Source organism: Paraburkholderia sp., from assembly GCF_049581445.1.
Lineage (GTDB): Bacteria > Pseudomonadota > Gammaproteobacteria > Burkholderiales > Burkholderiaceae > Paraburkholderia.
Map to the genome: position 1 here is coordinate 1 of NZ_JBAURZ010000076.1, position 15,736 is coordinate 15,736.

Consider the following 15,736-nt stretch of genomic DNA (forward strand, 5'->3'; position numbering starts at 1 on the left):
CTCCCGGCCGAACTCTTCTTACGACCAGAACTCCGAAGTCTCGTTGTTACGCAGGTCGAACACTAGGACTTCGGCATCCCGGCCTTGCGTAAACGTCAGCAACTCTTCATCACGCACCCGCACGCCGTCGCCTTCACCCAGCACGACCCCGTTCACCGTGATGCTGCCACGTGCGACGTGGATATAAGCGTAACGGTTTGGCGCAAGTTCCAGCCGCGCCTGTTCGTCACCGTCGAACAGTCCCGCATAGACCCGGGTGTCCTGTTGAACCGCGAGCGATTCATTCGCGCCATCCGGCGAGATCACCAGACGCAGCACGCCACGCTTGGCCTCTGAACTGAAGTGGCTTTGCTGATAGCGTGGCGCCGTACCGGTCTTTGCCGGAGCAATCCAGATCTGCAGGAAATGCACGGGGTCGCTGTGCGAGTGGTTGTACTCGCTGTGCGCGACGCCGGTGCCTGCGCTCATCAACTGGATATCGCCAGGCACGATCACGGAACCTGTGCCCATGGTGTCCTTGTGCTCCAGCGCGCCTTCCAGCACGTACGAGAAGATTTCCATGTCGCGGTGCGGATGCTTGCCAAAGCCCTGAGCCGGCGCGACACGGTCGTCGTTGATCACCAGCAGATCGGAAAAGCCGTTCTGCTTAGGGTCGTGATAGTGCGCAAAGGAAAACGTATGACGCGAACTGAGCCAGCCGTGCTCCGCGCGGCCGCGTTGATTGGCGTGTCTGATGTCGAGCATTTTGTTTCTCCTTGATTGTGCGATCCGGGAAGCCTGTTTCGCCGTGATCCATGAACAGCAGTTTACGTCAATCAATGTGCTTATAATCAGCCTTGATCGGGAAACACTGTCACGATGGAGTAGACAATTCAATGCAGCTCGAAGACATGCGCATCTTCGTCACCACGGTCGACGCCCACAATTTCACGGCGGCGGCGAACCGGCTCTCGCTGTCGAAACAGTTCGTCAGCCGGCGTGTGATGGCGCTTGAGGAATCGTTGGGGGTGCGTCTTCTGATCCGTAACACGCGCAAGCTCGCGGTCACGGATCTGGGGCAGGAGTTCTACGAGCGGGCGCGGCGTATCCTTGGTGAGGTGGCGGACGCGGAGCAGGCCATGTCGCTGCGGCGGGCTGCGCCGCACGGTCTGTTGCGGGTGAGCGCGCCCATGTCGTTCGGCATGGTGCATCTGTCGCCGCTGGTGGCAATGTTCCTCAAGAAACACGCCGATGTGCGTTTCGATATGGAACTCAGCGATCGGACCGTCGATGTGGTCGGCGAAGGTTTCGACATGGCGATTCGCATCGGCACTCTGGCGGATTCGACGCTGATTGCACAGAAGCTGGCCGAGGTGCGCATGGTGGCCAGCTGCAGCCCGCAGTATCTGCGTCGGCGCGGCACGCCCGCGGCGCCCGTCGATCTCGAACGTCACGCATGTCTGCTGTACGGGCACGGCGGCCCGGCCACCTGGGAGTTCATCGTGGACGGCGCGCACAAAGCGATCGAGGTGCATGGTCCGCTACGCGCCAACAATGGCGAATTGATCCGAGACGCGGCCATTGCCGGACTCGGCATCGCGCGGCTGCCGGATTTCATCGTCGCGGGTGGGATCAATGCGGGGCAACTGGTGCCTGTGCTCGAACCGTTCCTGCCTCATGCATCGGCGCTTTACGCCGTCTACCCGCAGCACCGGCAAAGCTCGTCGACCATCCAGGCGTTCATCGCGTTCTTGCGCGAGCAACTGGTCAAATCGCTGGCTGCCTGAGCGAAGCCGAAACACGCGCGCTCTGTCCCCCCGACCAATCAGGCCCGGATATTGCGAACGTCGAGCCTGCCGACGCCAGCCGTCCGGCGGATTGCATCGCAGCAGGCACGTCCTCAAGGCGCGCTGCGCTCGTCGATCCGCTGAAGCGGCTGGGTTATCTGTACCGTACGCTGAAAAAATTACATCGCGAGATGTGATTGCGTGGCAGGCGTTACAGCCTCGCGTGAAACTCAGCGACAGGCGGTCAATCAATTCGCAGCAGGCGCGATCGGAGGATGGGTGTTGAACAGTCGCAGAACGCGGACGGTCAGGAGCCGCGATAAACAAACAAGAAATTCGGCGCCGTTGCTCGCAGCAGCCGCGATTATCGGAGCCTCAGCGATGCCGGCGACAACCATGGCCCAAACGCCCGCTCCACTGCAGGAATGGCAATACTCGGCGGGCGTGCCGCTCGAAAAGCTGATGGAGCCGCAGATTCCCACGTGGCAAGTGGCGGTGGGTGGCGCGGTCGCGCTCCAGCCGCGGTACGACGGCTCCGATCGCTACCACTTTGAAGGCGGCCCGAGCATCGATATCCGCTATAGCGATCTGTACTTCGCTTCAACCGGCGAAGGTTTCGGCGCGAATGTGCTGCAAGGCCAGAACTGGCGCATCAGTATTGCCGCCGCCTATGACCTGGGCAGGCGTGGTCAGGACGACGACGAACATCTGCACGGCATGGGCAATATCAACCCGGCCCCAGAGCTGAAACTGGCGGCGGATTATGTGATCTCGAAGGACTTTCCATTGGTGCTGCGCGCCGACATACGGCGCAGTTTCGGCGGCTCGAACGGCTGGATCGGTGACCTGGGTGTGTATATGCCGCTGCCGGGCAGTTCGAAAACATTCTTCTGGTTTGCCGGACCTAGCGTGACATTCGCCGACTCCAACTATATGAACACCTGGTTCGGCGTCAATGACACTCAGGCGGCCGCGTCCCAGTACTCGTACTACCACGCGAGCGCGGGGATCAAGTCCGCGGGCTTCGGCGTGAGCGCGATCTGGTTCTTCCAGAAACACTGGTTTGCCGCTTGCGATCTTGCGCTCGAGCAACTCGTCGGCAGCGCTGCGCGTAGTCCGATTACGCAGCGCTCTTCGAACGGGGTGCTCGATCTCTCGGTCAACTATCAGTTTTGAGCGCTATCAGGCGGAGGCCGCCGCAGGCGTGCGCGCCTGTTCACGTCCGGCACGCAGCAAGCCTTTCACCATGCGCGCTTCTGCACGGGCGATCATTTCGAGCGACGCTTCGGCGAGTTGCTTGTCGAGAATCGACAACGCCGCGCGAAGCCGCAGAGATTCATCCTCGCCAAGACGCCAGCCGCCGGGCTGTTGCTCAGTGGCATCCAGTTGCACCATCGCCGCGTGCGCGCTTTCGACGTATTCCAGACCCGGCGCCTCCAGTCCAAGACGGCACAACTCTTCGGAGACCAGCAGGTGCCGGCCAAGCGTCATGAACAGTTCGCGCGAGCCGTGGCCACGCTGGAAGGCGTCCAGCGCGGTGTAACACTGAAGCAGCATGGCTTGCGTGACTGGCTCGTGCGCTGCCCGGCTGAACGTAAGGGCGCGCAGAAGCGGCGACATGGCGGCCTGACTGCGTTTGCGATGTTGTGATTTGCTGGGCATGACGGTTTTCACCTCTTTCTATAACGCCTGATCCACCCGAAACAGCGACCTGCGACACGCAGGAGGCGGGTGAAGGACATTTTGCGTGACGTCCTGTGAGCATCATGGCGAGCAACAATTAAGACAGTCTTAAAGGCACCGTATGGACCCGGGTAAATGTGTAACCCATTCCCGGTACAGGTGTTACCGGTGGCTCGAATTCGTACGAGGAACGAAAGAACTGCAGCACGCCGAGGTGGCGCGCCCGGGGCAAACGCAAAAAAAAGCCCTGTCCCGGTGGGGGCAGGGCTCGACAGGATGGAAGAGTCGTGCAGGCGCGTGGATGCTTGCCGACCTGGTCCCACCACAACAACATCATCGCTCTTCACTACTTCAAGGCTTGGTCCTTCATCCTCGTATTACTGCGAAACCCTGTTGCTTTCCTATGTGCTGCATCTTTGTTGCGACCGCTGGGTGTTCTACGGCAACTGTGCTGCTGGTGCTGCTACTGCGGGGTGTTCCACGGCAACGGCTGTACGACTGCTGCTATTGCTGGGCTTTCTGTGGCAAATGCTGTACCGGTACTGCTGATGCAGGGTGTTCTACGACAACTGCTCTACGGGTACTGCTACTGCTCGGTGTTCTACGGCAACTACGACTACGTATTGCTGACATCAAATGCTGCGTTCGCTGCTGTGATGCGCTTACACACTACGTCTATCGGACTGCTCTTACGGTACGGTCAAAACACAACGCGGGGAGAAGACCGCGTATGGGCTGGGTGAATCGTCCTGCCCATGAAAACCAGTGTAATGACGAAGAGGGCGGCGCGATCTGGCGAAACGAGGGCGAATGACGGTGCAGTTCAATGAATTGCGTGAATCTACCGGTTTCCGTGCCGTATGCCGCTGCCAAGCGAGGTTAGGGCGCTGCACGAGAAGCGCATCCGCGCGGTTCGCTCAAGCGGTCTCGATCCAGCCGGACGGCGCGCTGACGGGGGCCGCGCGCCCGGAAGTTTGGTTGTCCGAGGGATAGCCACCGAGAACCACGCGCCGCAGGTACGCTGCTTGCGACATGGTTGGGTGCCGCGACATCCAGTCGCTACCTATGGAGGACGTCATGAACAAGGATCAAGTGAAGGGCGTTGCCGAAAAGGCAAAGGGCAAGGTTAACGAAGTCGCAGGGAAGGCTACCGGCAATGTCAACCGTGAAATGAAGGGCGACGTCCAGCAAGCCGCGGGACAAGCCCGCAAGGACATGGGCGATTCGCGCGAAGCGGCAAAGGATCAAGCCAAGCGCCACCATTGATCGTTGATGGGCAGTGTTGATCGCACGGCGGATGGATTTGAAACCCGTTCCAACGTGCGTTTGACGGCATGAAAACGGCCCCCCGACGCGCTTTGCGCGCGGGGGCGCCGGCATAATCAGACGGCGACAACAGACCCATCCGGCCGATTCAATCCGAGTAGATTCCATTAGATCCGACAACGCTGTGGAATGATTAGGATGCCGTATGCAACAGCAAAAGCTGATAACGCCCGGCGCCTCGTTTTGACGCTTGTAGTCGCGGTCCATATGTTTCTTCGCTGCACCGGGGCGTGGCCTGCGCGCCTGCCTTCGCGGCGCAAAAATCCTCTAGTCGAAAAATCTCAAACCCAACCGCTCGATTCGCATGGGCTCCCTTAACGTTCGCACCGAACCGGTGTTCGACTGCTCAATAAAAGCGCATTCCCGTTCGTTTTCAGGACATGGTATTCAGCACTCGCCATGGCTCTCATCGGGCAAAAGCCCGTCGCATGGGCAGTTGACCAAATCGGCATAGAACTTGCGTTTGTGTAAGGAACGGAAAGCACGGGCATGGCAGACCGCCAGCACCGCCTCCGTGCGGCATGGATGTTTGTTGTCCGACGCCCATCCGCTTCTCGACCTCAAGGAGGATCCGACACGCAACTGCAGTTTTAGCTGGATAGAGTGGTTCACCAACCGGAGGACATCATGTTTGAGTCCGTGCCGATTACTGCTAGCAAAGTGGTGGACGGGGAAACGGTTCGCGCCGAGTTTCTTTGCGATACCGGCCGTTTACGAATCATCAGCGGGACCAACGTGCGCGCAGAGTGGTTTCCGCCGCATTCGTGGTTCGCCATCGCATCGATCTCAGGTCACAGCCGTTGGGGTACGCAACCCAACGAAGCCGATCTTCTGCTGCTGATCGACAACTATTCAGGCTATTCCAGTCACGAGGGCTATACATTTGCCGGCTGACGAGTGCCGCTACGCGCAACCCGTCCGCGCTACTCGCCGTGGCTATCAACCCACGCGCGCGCCCAGTCGAGCCCTGCAAGCCGCGCCTCGTCCTCCGTTTCGAAATGGCCGAGCACGCCCGAGCCTTCCACCATCTTGCTGCCTCGCGTGATGGTGCCGCTCGCCGCGTAGCCGTCGTCCTGAACGATGGCATGGCCCCAGATCGCGTATCCCTTGTAGATTTCGGATTCCATGTTGTTGTCGTAGAGGTGAGGCTTCGCTGGCATGTCCGCCAGACCGCATTTCATCCACCCATTGTGCGCGCTCTTTTACAACGAAACGGTCTGCAGACGAAGCGAAGTCTGCGCCGCGCCACCTACCGCACCACGGAAACCGCCATGCTGCTGCCGCCCACGCGCAAAACGTTGCCTTCCGGCGTCATGATGCGAGGGATGTCAATAACACTCGGACTCGCCGTTTTCCTCGGGGCATCGTTGCTGCCGTGCTTCACTGGCGACGCTTTGGCCAGCGGGTCCGCGACCCGACGCGTGCCCGCCTTCGGCATGGTGTGCGCAATGAGCGCGGGTTTGCAGGAGTGCGGCTTGCATTTGGTGGCCGGTTTCACGAGGCGCGCCTCGGGGGGATTCCAGATCTCCACGTAATGCTCGCTTGCCGCGACGGTCGATGCGAGCGCAAACAGCATTGCACCCGCGCCCAGGACTCGAAGCATCTGGTTCTCCATCATTGTTCGTTTTGTTTCGCCGCTCACTATGCGCGGATCGCACCCCTTGCTGTACGAAATGAAATCCACTAGCGACGCCATCTGGGCGGCGGCCCGTGAGCGGCGCCCCCAACCTGCGCCGGCCCACGGCATCGACCGGCATATGCAAACTACTGTACATTCATACAGGTTTTTGTGCAACGTATTCGCGCAGGCAAGGGCGCGCGCACTACACAACGCAACACGCCGCAACGCCCAGCCGGAAACCCGCCCCGACCCATGCTTCCCGTTGCCACCTCACGTTGGGAATGTCCCTTGCTCAATTCGAAGTTCGCGCCAGACCGACGTTTTGCTTGGCGGCGCCGAACGCAAGGAGTTTCCCCATGGCAGGTAAAACCAGTAGCCGGCAGCCCGCAACCGCCACCCCGGGCGCCGATCCAAAGTCGAAAGATCTTGAACAGTTTCGCTTGCGCCCGGACGGCGAGGCGCTGCGCACCAACCAGGGCGTGAAGATCGCCGACAACCAGAACACCTTGCGCGCCGGAGCGCGCGGTCCCTCGCTGCTTGAAGACTTCATCATGCGCGAGAAGATCACCCACTTCGACCATGAGCGTATCCCGGAGCGGGTCGTGCATGCGCGCGGCAGTGCCGCCCACGGCGTGTTTCAGGTCTACGAATCGATGAAGGAGTACACCAAAGCCGCTTTCTTGCAGGATCCGTCCGTCCAGACGCCGGTCTACGTGCGCTTCTCGACCGTACAGGGTCCGCGCGGCTCAGCCGATACGGTGCGCGACGTGCGTGGCTTCGCGGTCAAGTTCTACACGCAGGAAGGAAATTATGACCTCGTGGGTAACAACATGCCGGTGTTCTTCATCCAGGACGCGATTAAATTTCCGGACTTCGTTCACGCGGTCAAACCGGAAGCGCCGAATGAAATGCCCACCGGTGGATCGGCGCACGATACCTTCTGGGACTTCGTCTCGCTCGTGCCTGAATCTGCGCACATGGTGCTGTGGACCATGTCGGACCGGGCCATTCCGCGCAGCCTGCGCACGATGGAGGGCTTCGGCATCCACACATTCCGCTTCGTCAACGCGAGTGGCAACGCGCGCCTGGTGAAGTTTCACTGGCGTCCAGTGCTCGGTTCGTACTCGCTGCTGTGGGACGAAGCGCAGAAGCTCGCCGGCAAGGACCCGGATTTTCATCGACGCGACTTGTGGGAAGCCATCGAACGCGGCGATTTTCCCGAGTTCGAACTCGGCGTGCAGATCGTCGAGGAGAAGGACGAAAACAGCTTCGGCTTCGACCTGCTCGATCCGACCAAGCTGATTCCGGAAGAGCTGGTGCCGGTCAAGATCATCGGCAAGATGACGCTGAATCGCAATCCCGACAATTTCTTCGCCGAGACCGAACAGGTCGCGTTCCATCCGGGGCACGTTGTGCCGGGCATCGATTTCAGCAACGACCCGCTGCTGCAAGGGCGCCTGTTTTCCTATACGGATACGCAGATCAGCCGGCTGGGCGGCCCGAATTTCCATGAGATCCCGATCAATCGTCCGGTGTGCCCGTTCCAGAACAATCAGCGCGACGCCATGCATCGCCAGGCAATCAGTGTAGGGCAGGCGTCGTATGAGCCGAATTCGCTGAATGGCGGCTGGCCGAAGGAAACCGACCCGGCGGCGTCGGATGGCGGTTTCGAGAGCTATCACGAGCGCATCGACGGCGTGAAGATTCGCGTACGCAGCGAATCGTTTGCCGATCACTTCTCGCAGGCCGCGTTGTTCTATCAGAGCATGTCGGAGCCGGAGAAAGCCCACATCAGCGCGGCTTATCAGTTCGAACTCGGTAAGGTGACGAAGCCGGAAATTCGTGAGCGCGTGGTGAATGAGATTCTCGCCAACTTCGACGCAGGTCTCGCTGCTGAAGTCGCCAACGGGCTGGGACTGCCGGCGCCGAAGAAGGGCAAGGCGCCCGCTGCGTCGAAGGTGAAGGCGTCGCCCGCGCTGAGTCTGCTCAATCGTGTAAAACCGGGCATCAAGACCTGCAAGATTGCGTTGCTGGCCGCGCCAGGTTCTGACGCCGCGTTGCTCAAGACACTGCAGAAGGCACTGCGTGACGAAGGCGCGACGCCGTTACTGGTTGCGCCGACGCTCGCCGCTATCGGCGGCGAGCAGCCGGATGCGACGATCGCCGGCATGCCGTCCATCATGTTCGACGCGGTAGTCGTCTGTGGCGGCGAAGCGGGTGCGAAGGCACTGGCGCAATCGGGCGACGCACGGCATTTCGTGCTCGAAGCGTTCAAGCATCTGAAGGCGATCGCCGCGTTGGGTGCCGGCCGTGATGTGCTCAAGGCGGCGCACTTGCCCGAGAACGCGGACGGCGTAGCGACCGGCGATGACAAACAGCACGCGCAAGTCATGAAGGTGTTTGTCGCCGCGGCTGAGCAGCATCGGGTGTGGTCGCGTCAGGCGCTCGCGGAGTCGGTGCCGGCGTAGGTTCCCACTGCGTCGTGACGGCGCAGTTTGCACCGGGGTGTGACTTACCGGCTTGCCTCCGGGACGGGAGCAAGCCGGTTACGTCAATGCGGCGCGGCCGTCGTGGATGCCGGAGAAGCCGGCGCAGGCGACCCAGCCGAAGCACCCACTCCCGAAGGACCGGTCGCTCCCGTGGCCAGTGCCGACGGCTTCGTATCCGGCACATTCACCACGCCAGGATAGAGCGCGAGCAGCACCCGCAATACCCCGTTGGTCCACCCGAAGCCATCCTGCAGCGGATATTCGCCGCCGCCCGCGGACACGCCCGTGCTGGTCGCATCCACATCGTATTTCTCGACCAGTTTTCCGGTGTGCTGGTAAGCCGAGACATTGGTGTGAATCCATCGCGCGGCGATGGTCTGCGCCAGCGCGCCCTCGCTGTAGCGCCGCAAGCCAATCACTGCAAGGTACTGAAGCGGCGCCCAGCCGTTCGGCTCGTCCCATTGCTGTCCGCTGTTGAACTGGGTTGTCGCGAGTCCGCCCGGCCGCAGCAGCCCGCGCTGAACCGCACGCGCCACGTCCTGCGCCTGCTGCCGGTTCGCCACCCCCGCATACAACGGATAAACCGTCGCCGCCGTGAGTCGATGCGTCAACTGATGGTGCTCGAAGTCGTAATCGCTAAAGGCCTGCAGCGAAGGGTCCCACAAGACACGGCGGATTGCGTCGGCGCGTGAATTCGCCCGCTGTTCCAGGTTCTCGGCACGTGTAACATCGCCCTGCAGGCGGTATGCATGCGCGAGCGTGCGTTCGAGCTGGTAGAGCAGGCAATTGAGGTCGACGGGCACGAGCGAGGTCACGTCAATCGTGCCGAGGGTCTTGCCATCCGCAAACCAGCGCGAACTGAAATCCCAGCCGGTTTCGCCACCAGCGCGCAGATTGCGCCACAGATCCCCTGCGTTGCGTTGTGGCGTCTGCTGCGCGGTTTCGACGTCTTCACGGTACGACTCGTCGCGCGGTGCGGCTCGTTCATCCCAGTAGCGGTTTAGCAAGGTGCCGTCCGGTAGGCGCACCAGATGCCGGTACGCGTGACCCGCCGCGAGCCGGCCGCTGCCTTCCATCCAGTAGGTGTATTCCTGTTGTAGCTCGGGCAGGTATTGCAGATAGGTCTTGTCACCATCTTTCTGCGCGACGAGTTGCACCATCTGCGAGAAGAAGGGCGGTTGCGAACGGCTCAGGTAATAGGTGCGATTGCCGTTCGGAATGTGTCCATAGCGATCGATCAAGGTGGCGAAATTGGTTAGCTCGTCGATCACCAGGTCATGCCGCCCGCTTTGCTCGAGACCCAGCATGATGAAGTACGAATCCCAGTAGTAGATCTCGTCGAAGCGTCCGCCCGGCACGATATACGGCGCGGGCAACGGCAGCAGCGACGACCATGGGCTGGCCGTCGCATCCGGATCGCGGCGCAACACGTCCCACAGTGTGTCGATATGGCCCACTACATCCTGATTGGGATCAGAGACGTAAGGCTTGACCGTATGTGCCGGCGTCGAGAAGTTTTGCCGGACAAACCCCGCGAGATCGAAACCCGGCTGTTGCCGGGCGCTGGCGTAAGCGGCCACGATCTGTTGTGGCGCCGAGTTGGGCACCATGTCCGCGAAGGTCTTGCTGTCCAGAAACAGGTGCGCGAGTTCGACATCGCGGTAGAGTTCGCCGAACTGCTCCGAGGGCGGCACGGCGGCAACCGGAGAGACTTGAGCATGCGGATTGCCATGTTGCGTGACCAATGCCTGCGCGGCCTTTGCGCCGCCAACTTTGGATACCCCTTTAGGCGCCGCGCCAAGTGCGGCACTGGCGGTGGCGGGCAGTGACGCGAGCGGCGTCTCTGGCGGCATCGCCGACGCGAAGCCAACGTGGCATGCGACGAGCGCGGCTGCGCAAAGGCGAAGATAAAACGGGCTGATTCCGGAGCGAGCGCGATTGGGCATGGGCAGCGAATGCGGGCAGGTCGGACACGAAGGACCGCGGCAGCAAGTTACGTTCCTTTACGTGTTGACGTCAGCTTGGGACGATGTGCGGCGGGGCGGGTACGCCGTTTGCTACGAACGTCTGATTGTCCCGTGCCTCTGGACAGGGGCGCGGGGCTATCCGTTCGTTGTGCCATGAATCGCTTTAGACGAGCCGTGCAGATAAGCGATCCTCATAGAAAGACTGATGATACTCACTGTATGATACGGTGCCGTTGCGCGGCGAATTTGAAGCGCGCGGTGCGGCGCAAAGCTTTGCGTGGCGTTTTTACCGGGGTTGTCGCCGCAAACGTGACGCAATGCATGCTGCAGTGGCGGTACATCAGTCGAAATTGCCGATCCGAGCAAGCTGACCAGACGAAATACAGAAAAAATGCCCGCCCTTACTGCTGTCGACCAAGACCGTTTTCGCCGCATCATTCGCCGTAACATCGCGCTGCCTTTAGGTGTTGGCCTGCTGACCGTTGCCGTGTTCGTCGCGCTGATCGCGTATTTGATAAGCACGATGAGCTGGGCCGAGCATTCGGAGCGCGTCATTGGCGACGCCAACGAAATGCTGCGCCTCGCGGTCGATCGTCAATCGAGCGTGCGCGGCTTCCTGTTGACCGGCGACGAGGCCTATCTCGCGCCGTACGAACTGGGCCAGGCGCATTTTCAGGGCGAGCTCGACACTTTGAAGCAGCTCGTGTCGGACAACCCTACACAGGTCGAACGGCTCAACGAGATCTCGTCCATCCAGAAGCAGTGGGATAAATACGCTCAGGATCTGATCGACTTGCGGCGCCGAAACCTGAATTATTCAGCGAGCGTCGGCGATGGCCACGGCAAGGTCGAATTCGATGAGACACGCCGGTTATTCGGCGATTTTCTCGACGTCGAGCTACGGCTGCGTCAGGAGCGCGATGACGCGACCCGGCGCGTCAGCACCACTCTCGTCAGCACTTTCCTGCTGTTCAGCCTGATCGTCAGCGGACTGCTCGCGTGGGTGGGGCGGCGCGAACTGCTCGCGCTGTCCGCGACCTATGACGGCGTTCTCGCGCAGCAGGATGCCCAGACTCAAGTATTGCAGCAGCAGGTCTGGCTGCGCTCGGGCCAGCGCCTGCTGGCCGAAAAGGTCGTGGGACAGTCCACGCCAATCCAGGTCGGACGGGCGATGCTGGACTTTCTCGGCCAGTATCTGGGGGCTGCGGTGGCGGCGCTCTATGTCCGCGAAAAAGAAACCGGCACGCTGCACCGCATTGCCGGTTACGGATTTAGCGCCGAAAGCGAACAGGCGGCGCAAAACTTCCAGAGCGGTGAAAGCCTGGTCGGGCAGGCGGCGCAGGAGCGGCGAATGATCGTCTTGCGGGAGGTCCCGGACAACTACGTAAAGGTGGTTTCCGGCCTCGGCATGAGCCCGCCAAAGCATCTGATCGTGCTCCCGATCGAAAACGATGGTGCCGTGAATGGCGTGGTGGAACTGGGCTTTATCCGCTCGATGGTCGAGCGCGATGCGGAGTTCCTGCAACTGATCGCCGGCGGCATGGGTGACTTTCTCGAAGCGGCGCTATATCGCGAGCGTCTGCAGGACGCGCTGGTCGAAACCCAGCAACTGAACGAGGAACTGCAGGTTCAGCAGGAAGAGCTGCGCGTGTCGAACGAAGGACTCGAAGAACGCGGCCGGGCGTTGCTTGATTCGCAATCGCGACTCGAAGCGCAGCAAGCCGAACTCGAACAGACCAACGTCCAGCTCGAAGAATATGCACAGCGCCTCGAACGTCAAAAGACCGATCTGCTGCGCGCCCAGGACAATCTCTCGGCCAACGCCGCGCGGCTTGAACAGTCGAGCCGCTACAAGTCCGAGTTTCTCGCCAACATGTCGCACGAGTTGCGCACGCCGCTGAACAGTTCGCTGATTCTCGCCAAGCTGCTGCAGCAGAACCGCAGCGGCAATCTGACCGAAGAGCAGGTGCGTTACGCGGAAACCATTCACGCGTCCAATAGCGACCTGCTGGTGCTGATCAACGACATCCTCGATCTGTCGAAGGTCGAGGCGGGCCAGATCAACATCGAACTGGAAAACGTTTCGGTGGATGGCACGCTGCAGTCGCTGCGTGAGACCTTCACACCGCTTGCGGCCGCGAAGCACTTGACGCTCAGCTTCGAGCGCATGCCTGGCGTGCCGGAACTGCTGATCACCGACAGTCAGCGCACGGTGCAGATCCTGCGCAATCTTCTGTCCAATGCGGTGAAGTTCACCGAGCGCGGCGAAGTGGCGTTGCAGGTGGCGCCGGCAGAAGAGGGCATGCTGCGCTTCGATGTGCGCGATTCGGGCATTGGCATCGCGCCGGACAAACTCGAAATGATCTTCGAAGCGTTCCAGCAGGCCGATGGCTCCACCAGCCGGCATTACGGCGGCAGCGGACTGGGCCTGTCGATCTCGCGTGAATTTGCGCGGCTTTTGGGTGGGCGCATCAGCGTGGCGAGCGAACTGGGCAAGGGCAGCGTGTTCTCGCTATGGTTGCCGGCTGACGCCTCAGCGGTGATGAGCGCAGCCACCGAAGCACGCGAGGAAGCGGCCGCATCTGCGCAGCTTTTAGCTCGCTCGGCTGCTGAAACTACAGCGGCCGGCGCCAGGCCCGTCAGCCATGCGCTGCTGAATGGAGCGGCGGCTGGCTCCTCAGGCGAACCTGCTGGCATTATCACCGCCGAACCCGCAGCCAAAGTCAGCGAAGCGAACGGCGCGGCCCCGGAAAGTGGCCCCGCGCCGATCAGCGACGATCGCTACGAACGCGCACGCGGCAGCCGGCTGATTCTCGCCATTGAAGACGACGCGCCGTTTGCGGAGATTCTGCGCGACCTGACTCACGAACTCGACTTCGACTTCCTGCACGCCACCGACGCCGCCAGCGGCCTCGCGCTGGTGCGCGACATGCGCCCAGCGGCCGTGCTGCTAGACGTGGGCCTGCCGGACCGTTCGGGTCTGACGGTACTCGAATGGTTGAAGAACGATCCGCTTACCCGTCATATCCCGATCCACATCGTGTCGGCCACTGATCATGCCGACAAGGCGCTGCATCTCGGCGCAATCGGCTATACGTTGAAGCCAACTGCGCGCTCCACGATGGAAGCCGCGATCCGCCGCCTCGAAGCGCGTCTGCAGCAGCGCCTCAAACGCGTACTGGTGATCGAGGACGATTCAGCCATGCGCGAGAGCATCCGCGCGCTGCTGCAAAGCGAAAACACTGAGATTGTGGCGGTAGCGACGCTTGCCGCCGCGCTCGCGCAACTGGACACCTCGCGTTTCGACTGTGTGGTGACCGATCTCGCCTTGCCCGACGGCACCGGCTACGACCTGCTCGAACGGTTGGCAGGTGACGCGGCACACCTCGCGCTGCCCGTGATCGTCTATACCGGCCGCATGCTGTCGAGTGAAGAAGAGCATCGCCTGCGCCGTTATTCGAAATCGATCATCATCAAAGGGGCGAAGTCGCCCGAGCGTCTGCTCGACGAAGTCACGCTGTTCCTGCACAGCGTCGAATCGTCGCTCGCGCCGGAGCAACAGCGCATGCTACGCACCGTGCGGCAACGCGACAACGCATTCGAAGGCCGCAGCATCCTGCTCGCCGAAGACGACGTGCGCAATATCTTCGCGCTGTCGCATGTGATCGAGCCGCTCGGCGCGAAGCTGCAGATTGCGCGTAATGGACGTGAAGCGCTCGATTTGCTTGCCAGTGAGCCGGAGATCGATCTGGTGCTGATGGACATCATGATGCCGGAAATGGACGGTCTGACGGCGATGGCCGAAATCCGCCGCAATCCGCGTTTTGCGCATTTGCCGATCATCGCGCTGACCGCTAAAGCGATGGCCAACGACCGCGTGCGCTGCCTCGAAGCCGGCGCGGACGATTACATTTCGAAGCCGATCGACGTCGACAAGCTGGTGTCGCTGTGTCGGGTCTGGCTGCGTCAGCGGTAATGGTCGAGGAGGATCCGAGCAAGATGAATCCGTCCACGTCCACGTCCGCACCCGCAAGCCGGCCCGCGCGCATCAGCGACTTCGACATCGAGTTGAAGCTGCTGCTCGAAGCCATCTATCTGAAGTACCAGCACGATTTCCGCCACTACGCCATGACTTCGCTTCGGCGGCGGCTGCTGCAGGCGCTGGAAGAATTCGGCCTTACCACACTGTCGCAGTTGCAGGACAGGATCATGCGCGACGGCGCCGACTTCTCACGACTCTTCCAGTACCTGACGGTGCAGGTGAGCGACATGTTCCGCGATCCAGCCTATTTTCTGGCGCTGCGCCAACAGGTGATGCCGGTCTTGCAGACCTATCCGTCCATCAAGGTATGGGTGGCGGGATGCAGCACCGGCGAGGAACTCTGGTCCCTGAAGATCCTCTTCGACGAAGTGGGCTTGACCGAGCGGACCCTGTTCTATGCCACCGACATCAGCCCGGATGCACTCGCCAAGGCCGAAGCCGGCATTTACGCGCTCGACCGGATTGCGGGCTTCACGCAAAATTACCTGGCGGCGGGCGGCAAACGCTCGCTGTCCGACTACTATCATGCGGCTTATGGCGGCGCGCGTTTTTCGGGGGCTTTGAAGGACCGGGTGGTGTTTGCCGATCACAGCCTCTCCACTGACGAAGTGTTCCTTGAAGCACACCTGGTGTCGTGCCGCAACGTTATGATCTATTTTGACCGCGCGTTGCAGGACCGGGCGCTGGGTCTGTTCCAGCGAGCGCTGGTGCGTCGTGGCTTTCTCGGCCTCGGCAGCAAGGAGAGTTTGCGTTTTTCGAACCAGCACGAAGCGTTTGACGAGTTTTGTCAACATGAGCGTATCTATCAGAAACGCTGACGCCACCGCCATGCAAACGTTCAG

Annotated in this window: 12 protein-coding genes; 7 read left to right on the forward strand and 5 right to left on the reverse strand. The window is 61.2% G+C overall.

The window, feature by feature from the left end; genetic code table 11:
* Window positions 1–18 precede the first annotated feature (18 nt).
* Window positions 19–744 carry a pirin family protein gene (locus WCA85_RS05885; RefSeq protein ID WP_424062227.1) on the reverse strand — a complete coding sequence of 242 codons (726 nt, stop codon included), beginning with the start codon at window positions 742–744 and terminating at the stop codon, window positions 19–21.
* A 131-nt stretch (window positions 745–875) separates the two neighbouring features.
* Here WCA85_RS05885 and WCA85_RS05890 point away from each other — a divergent pair, with 131 nt between their 5' ends.
* Both WCA85_RS05890 and WCA85_RS05895 read left to right on the forward strand, forming a co-directional pair.
* Window positions 876–1,766, forward strand: a complete 891-nt coding sequence (locus WCA85_RS05890) for a LysR family transcriptional regulator (protein WP_424062228.1) — start codon at window positions 876–878, stop codon at window positions 1,764–1,766.
* 279 nt (window positions 1,767–2,045) lie between these two features.
* Window positions 2,046–2,942, forward strand: a complete 897-nt coding sequence (locus WCA85_RS05895) for a MipA/OmpV family protein (protein WP_424062229.1) — start codon at window positions 2,046–2,048, stop codon at window positions 2,940–2,942.
* A gap of 6 nt (window positions 2,943–2,948) precedes the next feature.
* Here WCA85_RS05895 and WCA85_RS05900 read toward each other — a convergent pair whose 3' ends face one another.
* Window positions 2,949–3,428, reverse strand: a complete 480-nt coding sequence (locus WCA85_RS05900) for a hypothetical protein (RefSeq protein WP_424062230.1) — start codon at window positions 3,426–3,428, stop codon at window positions 2,949–2,951.
* Between the two features lie 1,098 nt (window positions 3,429–4,526).
* Here WCA85_RS05900 and WCA85_RS05905 point away from each other — a divergent pair.
* Both WCA85_RS05905 and WCA85_RS05910 read left to right on the forward strand, forming a co-directional pair.
* The gene (locus tag WCA85_RS05905; protein WP_424062231.1) at window positions 4,527–4,715 is read left to right on the forward strand and encodes a CsbD family protein; all 189 of its coding nucleotides are present in this window, start codon (window positions 4,527–4,529) and stop codon (window positions 4,713–4,715) included.
* A gap of 687 nt (window positions 4,716–5,402) precedes the next feature.
* Complete coding sequence (locus WCA85_RS05910) at window positions 5,403–5,669, forward strand: hypothetical protein (RefSeq protein WP_424062232.1); 267 nt, start codon at window positions 5,403–5,405, stop codon at window positions 5,667–5,669.
* A gap of 29 nt (window positions 5,670–5,698) precedes the next feature.
* Here WCA85_RS05910 and WCA85_RS05915 read toward each other — a convergent pair whose 3' ends face one another.
* Both WCA85_RS05915 and WCA85_RS05920 read right to left on the reverse strand, forming a co-directional pair.
* Window positions 5,699–5,902: a hypothetical protein gene (locus WCA85_RS05915; protein ID WP_424062233.1), complete on the reverse strand. Its 204-nt coding sequence runs from the start codon at window positions 5,900–5,902 to the stop codon at window positions 5,699–5,701.
* 122 nt (window positions 5,903–6,024) lie between these two features.
* Entirely contained in the window at window positions 6,025–6,378 is a 354-nt protein-coding gene (locus WCA85_RS05920; protein ID WP_424062234.1) for a hypothetical protein, read from the reverse strand.
* 374 nt (window positions 6,379–6,752) lie between these two features.
* Here WCA85_RS05920 and katE point away from each other — a divergent pair, with 374 nt between their 5' ends.
* Complete coding sequence (gene katE / locus WCA85_RS05925) at window positions 6,753–8,864, forward strand: catalase HPII (RefSeq protein ID WP_424062235.1); 2,112 nt, start codon at window positions 6,753–6,755, stop codon at window positions 8,862–8,864.
* Window positions 8,865–8,947: 83 nt separating this feature from the next.
* Here the strand turns inward: katE and treA are convergent, their stop codons facing one another.
* On the reverse strand, window positions 8,948–10,831 hold the full coding sequence (gene treA / locus WCA85_RS05930) for an alpha,alpha-trehalase TreA (RefSeq protein ID WP_424062236.1): 1,884 nt from the start codon (window positions 10,829–10,831) through the stop codon (window positions 8,948–8,950).
* A gap of 412 nt (window positions 10,832–11,243) precedes the next feature.
* Between treA and WCA85_RS05935 the strand changes: the two genes are divergently transcribed.
* Together WCA85_RS05935 and WCA85_RS05940 are read left to right on the forward strand one after the other, a co-directional pair.
* Entirely contained in the window at window positions 11,244–14,828 is a 3,585-nt protein-coding gene (locus WCA85_RS05935; protein WP_424062237.1) for a response regulator, read from the forward strand.
* A gap of 23 nt (window positions 14,829–14,851) precedes the next feature.
* A complete protein-coding gene (locus tag WCA85_RS05940) occupies window positions 14,852–15,712 on the forward strand; it encodes a CheR family methyltransferase (protein WP_424062238.1) in 861 nt (286 codons plus the stop codon).
* Window positions 15,713–15,736 lie beyond the last annotated feature (24 nt).

What these genes read in the sequence shown, in the direction of transcription:
- WCA85_RS05885 (WP_424062227.1), bottom strand. Translation starts at nt 744, where the DNA reads ATGCTCGACATCAGACACGCCAATCAACGCGGCCGCGCGGAGCACGGC.
- WCA85_RS05890 (WP_424062228.1), top strand. Translation starts at nt 876, where the DNA reads ATGCAGCTCGAAGACATGCGCATCTTCGTCACCACGGTCGACGCCCAC.
- WCA85_RS05900 (WP_424062230.1), bottom strand. Translation starts at nt 3,428, where the DNA reads ATGCCCAGCAAATCACAACATCGCAAACGCAGTCAGGCCGCCATGTCG.
- WCA85_RS05905 (WP_424062231.1), top strand. Translation starts at nt 4,527, where the DNA reads ATGAACAAGGATCAAGTGAAGGGCGTTGCCGAAAAGGCAAAGGGCAAG.
- WCA85_RS05910 (WP_424062232.1), top strand. Translation starts at nt 5,403, where the DNA reads ATGTTTGAGTCCGTGCCGATTACTGCTAGCAAAGTGGTGGACGGGGAA.
- WCA85_RS05915 (WP_424062233.1), bottom strand. Translation starts at nt 5,902, where the DNA reads ATGGAATCCGAAATCTACAAGGGATACGCGATCTGGGGCCATGCCATC.
- WCA85_RS05920 (WP_424062234.1), bottom strand. Translation starts at nt 6,378, where the DNA reads ATGCTTCGAGTCCTGGGCGCGGGTGCAATGCTGTTTGCGCTCGCATCG.
- katE (WP_424062235.1), top strand. Translation starts at nt 6,753, where the DNA reads ATGGCAGGTAAAACCAGTAGCCGGCAGCCCGCAACCGCCACCCCGGGC.
- treA (WP_424062236.1), bottom strand. Translation starts at nt 10,831, where the DNA reads ATGCCCAATCGCGCTCGCTCCGGAATCAGCCCGTTTTATCTTCGCCTT.
- WCA85_RS05935 (WP_424062237.1), top strand. Translation starts at nt 11,244, where the DNA reads ATGCCCGCCCTTACTGCTGTCGACCAAGACCGTTTTCGCCGCATCATT.
- WCA85_RS05940 (WP_424062238.1), top strand. Translation starts at nt 14,852, where the DNA reads ATGAATCCGTCCACGTCCACGTCCGCACCCGCAAGCCGGCCCGCGCGC.